The following is a 16,250-nucleotide window of genomic DNA, read 5'->3' as shown; positions in this document are numbered from 1 at the left end:
ACAGGCGAGCGCGGACAGGCCGGGCTTCCGATCCAGCAGAACAGGACACACAGCGTGTGGACGTCGTTGATCACCCTCATCGCCCTGGTGCTCCTCATTGGCGTTGGTGCCGCCGCGACCGTGACGCTCACGACCAGCGACGCCGGGCGGGCCCACCGTGCACTGACCCTGCTGAAGATTCTGCTCGGAGCCATCCTTGGCAGTAGCGGCCTGATCGCCGCCGTGATCAGCCTGCACCAAGCGGGATTGCTGTGACAGCTACCCAAACTCGATCAGCGGGCCAGCGGCTCTGGACGCAGGATTCGGACAGCTTGAGTTGTACCTGTTAAGTGGTGGACCGATGCGGCAAACTTCGGCGTGGCCTCACGCCCGTATGCCCGCGGCCGGCACAACCGACGGGAACGGTCCATAGCCTACGGATTCGCCATCGACACCAGCGGCAACACCGACAAGTCCGGCGCCACCATCCACCGATGGGTCAAGGAAGCGCGCGACGAGAAGTTCCGCTGCCGATCACGTCGCGAAAGCCTCTTTCGCGACACCCCAGTGAAGACTCCCGGAGCCGGGCATGTCTCCAATGTGGCATTGGAGGCGCTCAGCGTCTCCAATGCCACATTGGAGACACTTGCCACTCACGACCCCATTCAGGACCGCACACATAGGCAATAACCGGTCACCGAGTCGTCGAGATTGTCCTTTGTGGACAGCAACGGGACGCCCCTGCCTCACGAGGGAGCCCCAGTCCTGTCGCCAGGTAGTGAAGGCCTCCTTCGCTACCCTGAGGGTAGGTAAGGGGACCTTCACGGCAGCGAGCCGATCACGCCATATTGCCTTGTCCCTCTGAGGATGCTCCGCCTGGACGACGGGGTGGTCCCGCCGACCATGAGTTCTCCCGGTACTTTCCTCCCGCTACGGTGGTTCACCGGGAAAGAAGGGGGCGCTAGTGGGCACATCGGTGGCACGGACCTGGCAGCGGATCGTGACCTTGCTGTCCGAACACGCACCCGCCACCGCGCGGGAGATCCGGCCCCCGGCACCGGCCGCGGACCTCGAGCACCTGCGGGATCGGGTCGGCCTGGAAGTACCGCCCGAACTGGCCGCCTGGTGGGCCGCCATGGACGGCGTCGACGACGAGCGTGATCACGGCGGCGGGAACCGATCCGGGTACCTCATCCCGAAGAACTATCTGCCCCTGGCGGTGACGCGGGCCGAGGACGAGTACGTCAGGCAGTCGCGGTACCCCGACCCGGGCTGCTGCACTCCCGAAGGAACACACCGCAAAGAGGCCGGTCAGGATGGATTTCCGTTCTGTACCGGAGTTCTCCCCGTCGGCCGGGCGATCGACGGAGGTCTCCTGTGCGTCGATCTCCGGCCGGGTGAAGACCACGGCTGTGTCATGGAGTGGTACGCCAGCGAAGGGGTCTACCGGTCGGAGTGGGCGAGCGTGACCGAGATCCTCGACGAGATCGCCGAGCGCCTCGACGACTACTCGCACGACCGTGAACCGCCGTATCGCGAACGGCATCCTGTCATCACCGACGGCGAGCTGACCTGGCCCTGACCCGGCACCGGGTGTGCGTGGCTGAAGGGGCCCTTCCTCTCATCTCACGCGGCGAAGGGCGCTTTCCCCGCATGCGATGCGGGGAAAGCGCCCTTCAGCCCCGAGCCACGACAGGGACGTCGTGCGCCGGCCCCTCAAGTTCCTGGCATTGGCTTACCTCAGCAGGCATACAGGTTGTTCGGATGGACCGCTTCGCAGTAGCGGACGTGCAGATGGTTGTCGTGATTCGGATAGCTCGTCGTCAGGCCCTCGTCGATCAGCGTGGGGTCGTTGAAGAAGACGAGCTTCACGTGTCCGGGCGCGGCCGCCCGGATCGCCTTCACCAGGTCGCGCGTCGCCGCCCGGTCGTAGGTGGACGATCGCCAGGTGATCCTGCCCCCACCGCACTGCGCGCCGTCGGTCCGCACCGGCCACAGGTCGACGTCGAGCCCCACCCGGTGACTGCCGTGGCCGGGGATCGCACCGCCGTGTTCGAAACCGAAGTCGCCCATCGGGACCTTCCCGCGGCCCGTGGCCGAGAACGTCTTCGCCGCCTGTTCGAGCTGCGCCACCGCGGCAGCGGTCCCCCAGTTGGCCGCCGCCCCGTTCCCGTCGGGGTCCTGATCGCACAGCCCTTGGCCGAAGTCGGGATAGTCGTGGTGCCACACGAGGTTCTTCCAGGTGGCAGGCCCGGCGATACCGTCCACCGCGATGCCCGCGTGTTCCTGGAAGCCGCGGACCGCCGTGGTCGTCGCCGCGTCGAACCGCCCGCTGACCGGCAGGCTCAACCTGCGTTTGGCGTTCAATTCCACCTGAAGTGCTTTGACCGCCTCGCCGCTGTCGCCTGCCCGGACCGTCGGGGCCAGGGCGGCCCAGGTCTTCGGTCCCGCGATTCCGTCCACTCCGAGGGCTTCGGCGGTCTGGAACGCGCGCACGGCCGCGACCGTGGCGGAATCGAACACACCGGTGGCGGGGACCGCGTGCCCGTGCTGAGCGAGAAGATGCTGTATCGCGAGCACCTCCACGCCCCGGTTACCGCTGCTCTGAGTATGGAAGAAGGCGTTGCCGTAGGCGTGGGCCGGTGCCACAGTGAGGACCGCCGTACCGACCGACAGCACCAGGACGGCGAGTGCCGCCGCTAATCTGCGCATGGGATTCTCCGGGTTTCGCAGTGGTTTCAGTACGAACAGCCCGACGTGGGCAGGCTCGACGGCGCGGGAGGTGCGACGCCGTCGTAGATCGCCAGCAGCAACCGCTGCGGGCAATGACTGGTCGAGCCGATCTTGACGCCGAAGTGCAGGTGCGGCCCCGTCGAGTTCCCGGTGTTCCCCGTGTAGCCGATGAGCTGGCCCGCCTGGACCGTCGCCCCGGACGCCACGGCGTGCTGGGAGAAGTGACAGTAGACGAACCGGGCCCCGTTCGCGCTCAGCACCACGCCCCTGCCGCAGGTGCTGTCGTTGACCAGCGCCACCGTACCCGCGGTGACCGCGAGGGCCCGGGTGCCCGTGCCGACCGGCAGATCGATCGCCGGGTAGTCGTGATGCGGATCGTCGTACTCACTGCGCGGCAGGGTGGCGCGCGAGAGGGGTAGCGACCAGCCCGCGACGGACGGGGTCCCGCCGATGAGCCACTGCCACGTGGCGGTGTCGATGAGCGACGTCGCGGGGAGGCCGTGCTTGGTCTTGAAAGCGGTGACCGCGCTCGCGGTGCTCTCCGCGAACGTACCGTCCGGTTTGACCTGGTGACCGTGGCGCACCAGCTGGTGTTGCGCGGCCTTCACCGCCTCGCCGGTCGCTCCGCTGTCGAGGTTCATCACCAGTTTGCCCCAGGTCTTGGGACCGACGATGCCGTCGGCCGTCAGTCCCTGAGCGGTCTGGAACGCTTTCACCGCCGCTTGGGTCTTCGGGCCGACGATGCCGTCGGCGTCGATCTGCGCGCCGCGCTGCCGGAGCAGGTATTGCGCCGACGTCACCTCCGGGCCGGTGGAATCACCGCCGACCAACGGCCACGCCGGGGCGGGCGCCGCGTGTGCGGATCCCGCGCCGATCATCACCATGGCCACGACGGTGGCGAGGAAAATCAGTAGGCGCCGCATGGCACTCCTTACTCGTCCAGGTACGGAGCCGGAACCGTAGAACGCGGATTCCTTGCGCTGGAAGCCTTTCCACGGGCACCAAAACGCTTCCGGCCCTTCGTCGCGCGTCGATAGCCTCCCGCCCTCGATTCCGGGAGGAGAACCGATGAAACCCACCTGGCGCGCAAGCGTCGCCGCGATCGCCTTCGCTCTGCTGACGGCCGCGACCACGACCACCCCGGCAGCCGTCGCGGACACGGGCTCGCGCACCGTCACCTACCACGGCTATCAGCTCGACGTCCCCGCCGGCTGGCGGGTCGTCGATCTGGCCACCACACCGAACGCGTGCGTCCGGTTCGACAGCATGACCGTCTACTTGGGACACCAGACCGAGGAACCGGACTGCCCGGCGAAAATCGTCGACCGCACCGCGGGTCTGGTGATCGAACCGCTCGCGGAGCTGACTCCCGAGCAGGTACCCGATGGCGTGGTGACCACGCCGCCGGGCACGGCCAGCCCACCACCTGGGACACCGTCCGGCGAACAGACGATCCGCGTCGCCGTCCCCGATGCCGGTGTCCTGGTCACCGCGGGACACACCGGCGCGACCGAACAGACCGTGCGGGCGGCGCTGTCCGGAGCACGTCTGGTGCCAGGCGGCACGCGTGCCGTCCTGCCTGCCAGACCCGCGAAGGCGGCCGCGGCGACGCCGATCGTGGCCCCGGGAAGTTTCCAGGGCAAGGGATTCGAAACCTGTGCCGCGCCGGCACAGGCCACGATGGACGCTTGGCGTGCCTCCCCGTATCGCGCCGTCGGCATCTACTCGAGCGGTGCCCTTCGCGCCTGCGCGCAACCCCATCTCACCTCGACATGGGTCGCGAACCAGGCCGCCCGCGGCTGGCGCTTCATCCTCACCGACGTCGGCAGGCAGGCGCCCTGCACCGATTATCGGCTGAAGATGTCCAGCGATCCTTCAGTCGCGCGGCAACAGGGTCGCGACGCGGCCGCGAGCGCGATCACGGCCAACACCGCGCTCGGCTTCGGCGCGGGCAGCGTGATCTACAGCGACATCGAAGGCTACTCGTCGACGGCGGCGTGCAAGGCCGGCGTGCTGTCCTACGTCAGCGGCTGGACCGAAGCGCTCCACGCGAAGGGCTGGCTTTCCGGCGTCTACACCAGCGCCGGGTCCGGGATCAAGGATCTTGCGAGCGCCTACACCAACACCTCCTACACCCGGCCGGACCACATCTGGTTCGCCTGGTGGAACGACAAGGCCGACGCCGACACCGGCTCCTACGCACCGAGCACGTACTGGGCGAACCACCAGCGGATCCACCAGTACGCCGGTGAGGTCGCGGAAACCTGGGGCGGGGTGCGGATTTCCGGTATCGACCGCGACTATCTCGACGTCGGACCGCGCACGACACTGCCGTGCGACACGGTGAGCCTCGACTTCGCCGCCTATCCCAGAATCGCCTCGGGCGCGACCGGGAACCTGGTCAAGGCGGCGCAATGCCTGCTGACGGCCAAGGGCAGGCCGACCGGGACTTTCGACGAACCCACGGTGTCCGCCACGAAGGCGTTCCAGCAGGCTCACGGACTCGCCGCGACCGGTGAGATCGAGGCGCGCACCTGGACCGCGTTACTGTCCACAGGGGACACTCCCACCCTGCGGCAGGGTGCCACCGGAGCCGCGGTGAACCGGCTGCAACGTGCCCTCACCGCCGCGTCCGGCAAAACCCTCGCCATCGACGGCACGTTCGGGCCGAACACCGAAAAGGCGGTCCGCGACTACCAGAGCGCCCGCGGTCTGGATGTGGACGGCGTGGTCGGCCAGGCCACCTGGGCCGCGCTGCAGGCGGGACGGTGAGCACCGTGACGGACCTTTTCACCCAGCCGAAAACGATTGTCCACCCTCGTTCCCGGTTCCTACCGTCGTCCATCGTGGCGAAAAAATGGTTTCCCGTACTGGCGGCCGCGGCCGCACTGACCTTCGTGACGTCCCCGGTGGCCGCCGCACCGATGCCCGCTGCACTCGCGGCCACCCCGCAGACGGACGTGAACGGGGACGGCGTCGCCGACCTCGTGCTGTCCACTGGAGCGCGGCTGACCTACAGCGGCGACATCTCCCTCAAGCCGAACGACCTCGGCGGCTCGGTGCAGGTACTGCCCGGCGGGGCCACCCTGCCCGGCGCCCCTTCGGCGCTGGTCAACCAGAACACCGCCGGTGTCGGGCTGGGCATGGAAGCCTCCGACAAGTTCGGTGCCGCCCTCGTGACCGGCGACTTCAACCGGGACGGGCTGGCCGACGTCGCGATCGGCAACCCGGGAGAGTCGGTCAACGGCCTGGCGAACGCCGGTACCGTCAGCGTCCTCTACGGCCAGCGCACAGCGCCTTATCTGCGCGCGCTTCCCGGAGCGCTCGGGACGATCAACCAGGACACCGCGGACGTACCAGGGGTGATGGAGGCAGGCGACCTGTTCGGCGCCAGTCTGGCCACCGGCGACTTCAACGGGGACGGCTACGCCGACCTCGGCATCGGGTCACCGGGTGAGGCGATCGAGACGAAGGCACGCGCCGGTGCGGTGTGGATCCTCTACGGCGGGAGCGCCGGCCTCACCGCGCGGAACGCGATCGCGTTCAACCAGGACGATCCGGATCTGGCCGGGGCGGCCGAGGCGGGCGACCTGATGGGCTGGGCGCTCGCCGCCGGGGACGTCACCGGCGACAAACGGGACGACCTCGCCGTCGTCTCGGCCGGTGAGGTGATCACCGGGACCGCCGACGCCTGGGGCTCGGTCCACCTGCTGCACGGCTCGGCGAGCGGGCTGTCGGCCAAGGCGTCCTCGTACGTCAGCGTGGGCAACGCGGCCACCCAGGGGAAATGGCGGGGCGCGGTCATCGGCCGTTTCCACGGCGGCGCCAACGCCGATCTGGTGATCCAGGCCGACCGCCGTCGCGGCGGCCCGGCCGGGTCCGGGGCGCTCGTCTCCGTGCGGGGCGGCAACGCCGGGCTGACCACCGCGGTCGAGGTGATCGACCAGTCCGGTGACGCGATCCCGGGCAGCCCCGAGGCGAACGACCAGTTCGGCGGTTCCCTCGCCGTCGGCGACCTCGACGGCGACACCTTCGACGACCTGGCCGTCGGCGTGCTCAAGGAGGACAACCGCACCGGAGCGCTGTGCCTGCTGCGCGGTGGCACGACCGGGTTGTCGTCCTTCCCCGCCACCGCGGTCGGCGAGAACACCGCGCCGGTGAACGCCGGTGCGGCCGCGGGCGAGGGTTTCGGATACGGCCTGCGGATCCTCGACATCACCGGGGACGGCAAACCGGAACTGACCGTCTCGGCTCCGTGGGAGGACGGCAGCCCGCAGACCGGGGCGATGTTCGTGCTGAACACCGGACTGACGGGCAACGCGCTCACGGTGACCGCGGCACGCAAGCTCGGCCGCGCCCAGATCGGCACACCGACCGCTTTCGGCCCGGGGGCGCCGTTCGCGGGCAACTCCGCCGTGCTGGACGACAACCTGGAAACACCTAAGTAGGGGATGGGGAAATGAGCAAGTTCAACCGACGGACCTTCGTCTTCGGTACCGCGGTCACCGTGGGGGCAGTGGCACTGGGCGGCCGGGCGAGCGCCGCGCTGCCCTACCCGTTCAAGCTCGGCGTCGCGTCGGGCGACCCGTTGCCCGACGGTGTGGTGCTGTGGACCAGGCTGGCGCCGGAACCGCTGGAGAACGGCAACGGTGGGATGCCGACCACGTCGACCGCGGTGGACTGGGAGGTCGCGACCGACGACAAGTTCACGAACGTGGTCAAGAAAGGCCAGTTCACCGCCGTGTACGCCGACGCGCACTCGGTGCACGTCGAGGTCAACGGGCTGCAGCCGGACTACGAGTACTACTACCGGTTCCGCGCCGCGGGGCATATCTCCCCCGTCGGCCGCACCCGCACCGCTCCCGCGTTCGACACCTTCGGGCGCGACCTGCTGATGGCGTTCACCTCGTGCGCGCACTACGAGGACGGCTTCTACACCGTGTACCGCCGCATGGCCGAGGAGCGCCCCGGCTTGATCCTGCACCTCGGTGACTACATCTACGAAACCAGCCACGGGCAGGACGATCCGTGCCCACGGCGTCACCAGAACAAGACGGAACTGACCAAACTCGCCCACTACCGGCAGCGGTACGCGGAGTACAAGATGGACGCCGACCTCCAGGCCGCGCACGCCGTCGCTCCCTGGCTGGTCGTGCCGGACGATCACGAGGTCGAGAACAACTACGCCGCGGGCAAGCGGGACAACGACAAACCCTCTCTGCCGGACGGCTGGGCCAAGCGCCGCGAGGACGCCTACAAGGCGTACTACGAGAACATGCCGCTGCGGGGCGGGGCGAAACCGAACGGGGACAAGATCCAGCTGTACCGGCGCCTGCGCTGGGGCAGGCTCGCGACCTTCCACATGCTCGACACCCGCCAGTACCGGAGCGATCAGGCTTGCGGCGACGGCTGGAAGTACTGCCCGGAGGCCGGTGATCCGTCGCGGAGCCTGCCCGGCATCGCGCAGGAGAACTGGCTGCTCGACGGGCTCTCCCAGCGGCAGGGAACCTGGGACGTGATCGGCCAGCAGGTGTTCTTCGCCCGGCGGGCGGACGCGAACGGCGCGTCCGGAATGGACGGCTGGGACGGCTATCCGGCTTCCCGTGACCGCATCCAGAAGGGCTGGGTCCAGCGCGGTGTCCGCAACCCGGTTGTCCTCACCGGGGACGTGCACCGCGCCTGGGCGAACGAGCTCAAGGTGGACTACACCAATCCGGGCTCCCCGGTGGTCGGGACCGAACTGGTCACCAGTTCCGTCTCCTCCGGCGGCAACGGCGCGGACACCACGGGCGTGCCCGACCAGGCGGGCAACCCGCACCTGAAGTTCTACTCCCAGCACCGGGGTTACGTCCGGGCGAAGCTGAGCCAGACCAAGATGGACGTCGACTTCCGGGCCGTCAAGAAGGTCACCGTCCGCGGCGAACCCGTGACGACGCTGCGCTCGTACGTGATCGAAGAAGGCCGTCCGGGTCTGCAGACCCCGTGACCGGAGTCCGGGACTCGGCCGCGAACCACTCGCGACCGAGCCCCGGACGCTCAGCCTTCCGCCAGGAGCGCGAGCCCGAGCGGGGTGATCGAATGCAGCACGGACTGGCCGTTCTGGCTGCTGGTGATCAACCCGGCCGCGCGCAGGGTGGCGGCCTGCTGGCTCGCCGTCGGGAGACTGGTCTTCGTGCGGGAAGCCACTTCGGTGGTCGTGCCGGGGCGCTCCCCGATGGTCTCGAGGACCCTGGCCCGTGTCCGGCCGAGCAGGGACGTCAGCGGCCGGTGCGTCGTCCCGTCGCCCGACCAGCCCACCTTGTGCTCGATCGGGTACACCAGGGTCGGTTCCAGCTCACCGTCCAAAAAGGTCGTCGGCAGCCCCCAGCAGAAGAAGGACGGCGCGAGACACAGCCCCCGCCCGTTCAGGCGCAGTTCGTGCTCGACCGGATAATCCAGTTCCAGCACGGGATAGTTCCACCGCGCCGTCGGGTGCACCCGGGCGAGCAGCGACTCGCACCCCTCCTCGGTCATCGTCTTCACCTGTCGGGCGCGTTCCTGCTCGACCCGGCCGCACACCCGCACCCAGTATGGGGCGAGACAGGCCGTGAAGTACCGCTCGACCGAGTCGGCGAGCCGGGTGAGCGTCTCCGGTCGCCCCTCGGCGAGACCCGCGGTCCACGAGGGGAGCCGCCGGCTCCCGGCGAGCACGTCCAGATCGGCCCGAAGCCGTTTCTTCGGGGTGCGACGCAGCGCTTCGAGCCCTTCGGCCAGCGAGAGGTCCCGCAGGGTCGGGGTGAGGAAATCGACCGCGTAGCCGGAATGGGAGGCAAGATCGGCCAGCGGCCGGGTGGTGACGTGGGCCGCCCGCGCCACCGATCTTCGCCATTCTTCGAAGATGACCCCGCCTTCGCGGCCGCGCAGCCGGTACATGCTGAGCAGGATCTCCCACATCGGCTGCGGTGCCGCGCTGATCCGGGTCCTGGCCAGATCTTCGGGCGTGAAATGGATTCTCAGCACGGCCGTCCCCCACGGGAACCGCGCTCCTGGTCAACGAAAACAAGCACAAGCGACATGACATCCCCCTGAAACGAACCCTCATGCCGGCAGGCGACCGGATGGAACCACGGCGCCTGGCAGACCCCCTTTGCGACGCCCGATGTTAGGGGATCCTCGGCCTCCCCCGACACCGTCGAGGGCACAAATACCGCGCAGGACTGGCTCGCCTACCGCCAGGGTTGACCCCCGCTTCGGCAAGGAAGGAGCCCTCCGCGCCGAAGTCCACCGCATTTCGTCCTCTGGATGCGGTACTTGCGCGGCGCAAGTACCGCATCCAGAGGACGAAATGCGTGGGAGCGCGCGTGTCGGGTGCTTCAGCATCCTTTGGGGTGGGCGAAAACCTTTGCCACTCCCCGCCGCGTACTCCGATGCTGAATCCATGCGAACCACAGCCGCGAGCGTCCTCGCCGCCGTCTTGGTCCTTTGTGGACTACTACAGCCGATACCCCGGCTCGCCAACGCGGAGCCGGATCTCCAGTCCGCCGGGCATCCCGCCGCCGATCTCAAACTGACCCGCGAAGACATCCTGACCCGAGCGAAGAGCTGGATCGACGAGCGGGTGCCCTACAGCCAGGAAGCGAAGCACACCAATCAGTACGGCACCTACCGGCAGGACTGTTCCGGCTACGTGTCGATGGCCTGGGGGCTGAAGACCGCGCGCTGGACGGGCGACATCATGCAGGTCGCCACCCGGATCGACAAGAAGAACCTCTTGCCGGGTGACAGCCTGTGGGTGCATTCCAGCGCCCACCAGCACATGGCGCTGTTCATCCGGTGGGCGGACGCCGCGAAGACCCAGGCGGTGGTGTGGGAGGAGTACCGCTCCGGGACGGTCGCGTCACAGCGCACGTGGTCGGCCGAGCGGACGGCGGGGTTCACCGCGATCCGGTACCGCAACGTCGTCGAAGGCGACGCCAAAACCTGCGCGGCGGTGAACCTGGACCACCCGCGTTATCCCGAACTCGCACCGGCGGCGACCGGCGACCTGGTCAAGGCCGCGCAGTGCCTGCTCACCGGGGCCGGCTTCCCCACCGGGACGAACGGCCCCACCGGCACCTTCGACGCGACGACCGCCGCCGCCGCGAAACAGTTCCAGGCGAGCGTCGGCCTGCCTTCACCCGGCAAGGTGGACTCGCACACGTGGACGGCTTTGCTGGCCAGGGGCACGACGCCGCAGGTCCAGGACGGTGCCTCCGGAGACGCGGTGCTGCGCCTCCAGCGCGCGCTCAACGCCGCCCTCGACGCGGGCCTCGAACTCGACGGCCGGTTCGGCCCGAACACCACCGCCGCGGTGAAGCGGTACCAGAGCGCGCAAGGCCTCACCTCCGACGGAATCGTCGGCGCGAAGACCTGGGCGGCGTTGCAGGCGGGCAAATGAAACTCCACTGTGGACAGAGAAGAGGCGTGCGATGCGACTGAAGACGGCGATAGCGGGAATGGCCATGATGGTCCTCGGCGGCCTCGCGACGGCGAACCAGGCGAGCGCGACCGCGGTCGCCGATCCGACCGGCGCCGAGTTGAGCGCCGTGGTCGCGAACTGCGCGCAGCAGGTGTCCGCCGGGAAGTACGCCGAGCGCAGCGGCGGCACGCGCACGGTTCCCGTCTGCGCGACCGGTGGCGCGGTGCACTGGCGGTCCGGGATGACGGTCGACTGCGACGGGCAGCGCACCGAGAAGTGCAACGCTGCGACCGATCCCTCCTGGCAGGGGCAGACCGCGTGGTCGCAGCCGGACGGCAAACCGCTCAACGCCGAGAAACTGCCCTACATCGTGGTCCCCGGGATCAGCTCGACCTGGAGTTACGCGCGCTCCGGCATCACCGGTGGCACCGTCGCCGCGGTCGTCTACCAGGGCAGGGTCGCCTATGCGGTCGTGGGCGACGTCGGCCCGGCGGGTGCGATCGGCGAGGGCTCCTACGCGCTGGCCAAGGCACTCGGCATCAATCCCGACCCGCGTTCGGGCGGGGTGTCCGGCAGGGTCGTCGACTACATCGTCTTCCCCGGGGTCAAGGCGTCGCCCATCCACGACGCCGCCGACGCGGCCACGGAGGGCAAGCGAGCCGCGACCGAGCTGGTGTCCCGCTCCCGCGGTTGCGCGAACGTCGGCGTCGACGGCCCTTATCCGCGGCTCGAAGCCGGTGTCACCCGGGCCGAGGTGAAGACGGCGCAATGCCTGCTCCGGGCCGCCGGACAGGACACGGGTGCCGGTGATCCGAGCGGTGTCCTCGATCCGGCGACCGTGGCCGCGGTGAAGCGGTTCCAGGCGCAGGTGGGCCTCGCGGAGTCGGGTTCGGTGGACTCGCACACCTGGACGGCGCTGCTGGCCCGCGGCACCACCCCGCAGCTTCAGGACGGCTCGTCCGGTGAAGCCGTTTTCCGGCTGCAGCGGTCGCTCAACGCCGCCACCACGGCGAATCTGACCGTCGACGGCAAATTCGGCGCGAAGACCACCACGGCCGTCAAGGGCTACCAAGCCTCCCGAGGGCTCGATGCCGACGGGATCGCCGGCGCGAATACCTGGCGGGCTCTGCAAGCCGGGCGATGAACTGTCCTGAGGCTTCCGGGATCGCCTTCCGGAAGCCTCAGGCACCCGGCGTGACGAGACCGGACTCGTAGGCCAGTGCGACGATCTGCGCGCGGCTGGAGAGGCCGAGTTTCGTCATCGCGCGGTTCACGTGCGTCTTCACCGTGGACTCGCTCACCACCAGCTCGCCGGCGATACCGCCGTTGGTCATCCCCTTGCCGACCAGGCGCAGCACCTCGGTCTCCCGTGCGGTGAGGCAGTCCAATCCGGGTCCGCGCGCCGCGGCGGGCCGGTCCGGCCGGTTCGTGTAGGCCTCGATCAGCCGCCGCGTGACGGACGGGGCGAACAGCTGCTCCCCCGCCGCGATCGTGTGGATCGCGGCGACCAGTCGTTCCGCGCGGACGTCCTTGAACAGGAAACCCGAAGCCCCCGCGCGCAACGCCGCGTACACGTACTCGTCCAGGTCGAACGTCGTCAGCACCAGAACGCGTGTCGGGCGGTCGCTTTCCGCGGCGAGGATGCGTTCGGTCGCGACCACCCCGTTCGTCCCCGGCATCCGGATGTCCATCAAGACGACGTCGGGCCGCAGCCGCGCCGCCTGGTCCACGGCCTCCTGTCCGTCTGCGGCCTCGCCGACGACCGAGATGCCGGGCGCGACCCGCAACAGCGCGACGAATCCGGCACGGACCAGATCCTGGTCGTCGACGACCAGCACTTCGATCATGAACCGACTCCCCCAGCCGCCAGCGGAAGCACCAGCGTCACCACGAAACCCCCTTCCGCGCCCGCGCCGGCCACGAGTGTCCCCCCGTACAGTTCGGCGCGTTCACGCATGCCGATCATGCCGTGTCCGGCGCTCTCCTGGAACCGTTCGGAGCGGCCGTCGTCGGCGATCCGGACCGACACCTCCTCCGCGCCGTAGGTCAGCGACACCCACGCCCTGGCGGGACGGGCGTGCTTGACCACGTTGGTCAGCGCCTCCTGCACGACCCGATAGACGCAGAGTCCCACCCCATCCGGCAGCGAACGCACCGTCCCCCGCACGGAAATCTCGACGTGCACCCCGGCGGCGCCGACTCTCGCCGCCAGCTCCTCCAGTCCCTCCAACCCGGGAGCGGGTACGTAGGTGTCGTCGTCCTCGCCAGACCGCAACACCGTCAGCATGCGCCGCAGTTCGTCCAAGCCCTCGCTGCTGGTGCGGCCGATGACGTCCAGCGCCGTCCGGCTGGCCGCCGGATCCGCATCGAACACGTATCGCGCCATTTCCGCCTGCACCGCGATGACCGACATATGGTGTGCCACCACGTCATGCAGCTCGCGTGCGGTGCGGACCCGCTCCTCCGTCACGGCCCGCCGCGCCCGGTCTTCCTGCTCGCGGCGCAGTTGCCCGGTCAGCACCCGCAGCTGGCCGTTGCGCTGGGCGAGCCGCCCCGCGTTGGCGCCGAAACCCCACGCGACGCCGGTCAGCAGCACGCTCTGGAACACCGCCGTCCACGTCGAACCGATCAGCTGCGAGTGACAGGCCGTGTACGTCTCGCCCGCCAGCGTCGCCGCGGCGCACACCGCCGTCACCGGAAGGGACCGGTGCGCGGCGACGGTGTACAGGCCGAGCAGCAGTGCCAGTGCGCTGACGCCCGGCCAGTACCCGGGGATGAGATAACCGGCCCACCCGGCCAGCAACAGGACGAAGACCGTGAGCGGGGCCCGGCGCCGAACCGCCAACGGCGCGTTCACCAGCACACTCAGCACGGCACCGGTCGCGTCGAACGGCCTGAACCCGGGGAGTTCGACGGCGAAGCCCGCCTCGACCGTGAACCAGATCATGAACACGGCGAGTAGCACGTCGGCCACTTCGGGGGCGATCTTTCTCAACCAGGTCGGTGGGCGCACACGGAACGATAGCCGTCGAAATGTCCACGGCGCGTCCGGCTCCAGGACGACATCCCTACCGCACAGGTTGACTTCCGCTCGACGCGACCGCGCCGCTGGGAACCTGTTCATCCAAGCAAGGCGATCTGTGACGCGTCACCCCCGATTGCGATGATCACCGAGCCATTTGTAACTACCACTGCCACTGTTCCAAATCAGCCAGGCGCGAATGAAATCAAACCCGCCCACCGGCCCCTCCTCGGTGAAATTGAACGAACGCTTTTCCCGGTTCGCGGTCCGGGTCTGGGTGCTGTAAATGTCACCTCCAGCGTAGAACTCGAACATGACGGTCGTCGATCCTTCGTTCTTGTCGTCGAAAACGTAGCCTTGGATCGTGGCCGAACGGTTCGAGAAGGACATATCCGCGGCGGCACAGCCACTCCGTTTGTTGCATATCTCGCCGAACCCGCTCGCGTTGGCCACGTTCGCCGCGAAGCCGCCTCCGATCAGGCCGAGCAACGCGATGATGAATACCGTCAAAGAACGTCTCATCGTGATCCCCTCAGTGATCAAGTTCGCGACAGGCGAGTCCACGCGGACTCGTGCCTGTGACATATGTTCACCATATGTCACACCCACAGTGGCAGGAGATCTTCGACTCGTCAAGACATCGGGGTCGGCAGGCGATGGGTTCCTTCGTGGGCGATTCCGCCTGCCCCCACATGTGCCCGATCGCCGTGGATACGCGTCGCCGGTCCCTGCGATCGTCGGGATCGAGGGCAGTCGCAACGTTCATCGCCAAGGCACGGAAGGGATCAGTCCATGGCCGTACAAGTTGATTTCACCCAGTGGGGGGTCATCGCGTTGGCTCCCGGCCAGGAAGAGTGGAGATGGTTCACCTGGAACTTCGACGGGGGACACTGGTCGAGGATGAGCATCGTCCCCACGGCCTGGTCCCCAGCCAACGGCTCGATCCAGATCGTCGAGGAGTGGGCGAAGAACAACACGTTGTGGGTTCATCTGCGCAACAATGGATCCGACTACGTCTATTACCAGCCCACCGCCGTCACGGCCCCGAGCCGGTAATAGGAGGAAATGACCATGGCCAGAATCGACATCGTCCATGACGCCCAGGGCAACGTGCTCGGGTTCAGCGTCCCCGCCGAGGACCAGACCGCCCAGACGGGAGTCAAGGCCCAGGAAGGCCAGACCGTGACCCCTGTCGACGTCCCAGGCGATCCGTCGAAGGACCCGCACGCGTTCGCCGCCGCCGTGCACACTCGGCTGCGCGGTCGTCTGCAGGACTGAACTGTTCCGCCCACAACGCTGACCTCGAACGCCGAGCAGCGTCAGTGGGGCTTGAACGCCCGGGAGGCGGCCGACGTCGGCCGCCTCCCGGGCTTGCTTGAGGTAATGACCTTCATCCGGCGCGAGAAAACGGTCCAAGATTTCCGGGGAGCCGTGTCGAATCCGGCAGCGGCCGTTCGACGCCTGGACAGATGGCGCCCACAGACGGCCCGCTGACTTGAGACCACCGGAGGTCGAAGTGTCCAAATCCATCCTCGACATGTCAATGTCACTCGACGGGTACATCGCCGATCCCCACGACTTCCTCGGCGGGGAGAACGGCGAACTGCTCCACGACTGGTTCGCGGCCGGCGGGCCTGCCGGACAATTCGAAGCCGAGTGGAACGCCGCCGGTGCCGTCCTCGCGGGACGGCGGACCGCCGAGCTCATGGACCACTGGGGCGGCGACCACAACGGCGCCCCGATCTTCGTACCCAGTCACCGGCCACCCGGCCCGGCCGCCCGGTGGAACTACCCGCTGGTGACCTACGTGACCGACGGGATCGAAAGCGCCATGGCACAGGCGAAAGCCGCCGCCGGGGAGCGGGATGTCCAGGTGCGCGGAGGAAACGTCGCGCAGCGTGCGATCGAGGCAGGGGTACTCGACGAGGTGCAGATCCATCACATCCCGGTGCTGCTCGGTGCCGGCCGCCGGCTCTTCGACCTCCTGCCCTCGCTCGCCACCCTGGACATCATTCGCGTTATCGACACCCCGCAGGCCACCCACATCCGCTACCGCGTCCGCCGCTGACCGGCGTGCCG

At 68.5% G+C, this 16,250-nt stretch carries 16 protein-coding genes; 10 read left to right on the top strand and 6 right to left on the bottom strand.

Going from position 1 to position 16,250, the window contains the following annotated elements:
• Positions 1-54 precede the first annotated feature (54 nt).
• Both L324_RS22410 and L324_RS22405 read left to right on the top strand, forming a co-directional pair.
• On the top strand, positions 55-255 hold the full coding sequence (locus tag L324_RS22410) for a hypothetical protein (RefSeq protein ID WP_037311884.1): 201 nt from the start codon (positions 55-57) through the stop codon (positions 253-255).
• A gap of 688 nt (positions 256-943) precedes the next feature.
• Positions 944-1,561, top strand: a complete 618-nt coding sequence (locus L324_RS22405; protein ID WP_235783616.1) for an SMI1/KNR4 family protein — start codon at positions 944-946, stop codon at positions 1,559-1,561.
• Between the two features lie 158 nt (positions 1,562-1,719).
• Here L324_RS22405 and L324_RS22400 read toward each other — a convergent pair whose 3' ends face one another.
• Positions 1,720-2,691 (bottom strand): peptidoglycan-binding domain-containing protein, encoded by a 972-nt coding sequence (locus L324_RS22400; RefSeq protein ID WP_037311879.1) that lies wholly within the window; start codon positions 2,689-2,691, stop codon positions 1,720-1,722.
• 26 nt (positions 2,692-2,717) lie between these two features.
• Positions 2,718-3,635 carry a peptidoglycan-binding protein gene (locus L324_RS22395; RefSeq protein WP_051174040.1) on the bottom strand — a complete coding sequence of 306 codons (918 nt, stop codon included), beginning with the start codon at positions 3,633-3,635 and terminating at the stop codon, positions 2,718-2,720.
• Positions 3,636-3,780: 145 nt separating this feature from the next.
• On the opposite strand from L324_RS22395, the gene L324_RS22390 reads away from it, so the two are divergent.
• The 3 genes from L324_RS22390 (at position 3,781) to L324_RS22380 (ending at position 8,698) form a co-directional block, all read left to right on the top strand.
• On the top strand, positions 3,781-5,484 hold the full coding sequence (locus L324_RS22390) for a glycoside hydrolase domain-containing protein (protein ID WP_037311874.1): 1,704 nt from the start codon (positions 3,781-3,783) through the stop codon (positions 5,482-5,484).
• A gap of 74 nt (positions 5,485-5,558) precedes the next feature.
• Positions 5,559-7,160, top strand: coding sequence for an FG-GAP repeat protein (locus tag L324_RS22385; protein WP_152546959.1), 1,602 nt, complete (start codon positions 5,559-5,561; stop codon positions 7,158-7,160).
• Positions 7,161-7,171: 11 nt separating this feature from the next.
• Entirely contained in the window at positions 7,172-8,698 is a 1,527-nt protein-coding gene (locus tag L324_RS22380) for an alkaline phosphatase D family protein (RefSeq protein ID WP_037311866.1), read from the top strand.
• 50 nt (positions 8,699-8,748) lie between these two features.
• On the opposite strand, the gene L324_RS22375 is transcribed toward L324_RS22380, so the two are convergent.
• Positions 8,749-9,711: an ArsR/SmtB family transcription factor gene (locus L324_RS22375; protein WP_037311863.1), complete on the bottom strand. Its 963-nt coding sequence runs from the start codon at positions 9,709-9,711 to the stop codon at positions 8,749-8,751.
• A 418-nt stretch (positions 9,712-10,129) separates the two neighbouring features.
• On the opposite strand from L324_RS22375, the gene L324_RS22370 reads away from it, so the two are divergent.
• Together L324_RS22370 and L324_RS22365 are read left to right on the top strand one after the other, a co-directional pair.
• Positions 10,130-11,128, top strand: a complete 999-nt coding sequence (locus tag L324_RS22370) for a peptidoglycan-binding domain-containing protein (RefSeq protein ID WP_051174039.1) — start codon at positions 10,130-10,132, stop codon at positions 11,126-11,128.
• 31 nt (positions 11,129-11,159) lie between these two features.
• On the top strand, positions 11,160-12,293 hold the full coding sequence (locus L324_RS22365) for a peptidoglycan-binding protein (RefSeq protein WP_037311860.1): 1,134 nt from the start codon (positions 11,160-11,162) through the stop codon (positions 12,291-12,293).
• Positions 12,294-12,330: 37 nt separating this feature from the next.
• Here the strand turns inward: L324_RS22365 and L324_RS22360 are convergent, their stop codons facing one another.
• From L324_RS22360 to L324_RS22350, 3 genes are read right to left on the bottom strand one after another with little or no spacing between them, the layout of a single operon-like run.
• The gene (locus L324_RS22360) at positions 12,331-12,996 is read right to left on the bottom strand and encodes a response regulator (protein ID WP_173426391.1); all 666 of its coding nucleotides are present in this window, start codon (positions 12,994-12,996) and stop codon (positions 12,331-12,333) included.
• Positions 12,993-14,273 carry a sensor histidine kinase gene (locus tag L324_RS22355; RefSeq protein ID WP_081736429.1) on the bottom strand — a complete coding sequence of 427 codons (1,281 nt, stop codon included), beginning with the start codon at positions 14,271-14,273 and terminating at the stop codon, positions 12,993-12,995. The genes L324_RS22360 and L324_RS22355 overlap by 4 nt, the downstream gene beginning before the upstream one ends.
• Before the next feature lie 24 nt (positions 14,274-14,297).
• Positions 14,298-14,693 carry a hypothetical protein gene (locus L324_RS22350; RefSeq protein ID WP_152546957.1) on the bottom strand — a complete coding sequence of 132 codons (396 nt, stop codon included), beginning with the start codon at positions 14,691-14,693 and terminating at the stop codon, positions 14,298-14,300.
• A gap of 270 nt (positions 14,694-14,963) precedes the next feature.
• On the opposite strand from L324_RS22350, the gene L324_RS22345 reads away from it, so the two are divergent.
• The 3 genes from L324_RS22345 to L324_RS22335 all read left to right on the top strand — a co-directional run bounded on the left by L324_RS22345 (position 14,964) and on the right by L324_RS22335 (position 16,239).
• Entirely contained in the window at positions 14,964-15,227 is a 264-nt protein-coding gene (locus L324_RS22345; RefSeq protein WP_037311853.1) for a hypothetical protein, read from the top strand.
• A 15-nt stretch (positions 15,228-15,242) separates the two neighbouring features.
• Positions 15,243-15,449, top strand: a complete 207-nt coding sequence (locus L324_RS22340; protein WP_037311851.1) for a hypothetical protein — start codon at positions 15,243-15,245, stop codon at positions 15,447-15,449.
• 259 nt (positions 15,450-15,708) lie between these two features.
• Positions 15,709-16,239: a dihydrofolate reductase family protein gene (locus L324_RS22335; protein ID WP_173426390.1), complete on the top strand. Its 531-nt coding sequence runs from the start codon at positions 15,709-15,711 to the stop codon at positions 16,237-16,239.
• Positions 16,240-16,250: the final 11 nt, after the last annotated feature.

Source organism: Amycolatopsis orientalis DSM 40040 = KCTC 9412 (genome assembly GCF_000478275.1).
Taxonomy (GTDB): domain Bacteria; phylum Actinomycetota; class Actinomycetes; order Mycobacteriales; family Pseudonocardiaceae; genus Amycolatopsis; species Amycolatopsis orientalis.
The sequence above is the reverse complement of the archived record's forward strand: the minus strand, read 5'-3'. Positions and strand labels throughout refer to the sequence as shown.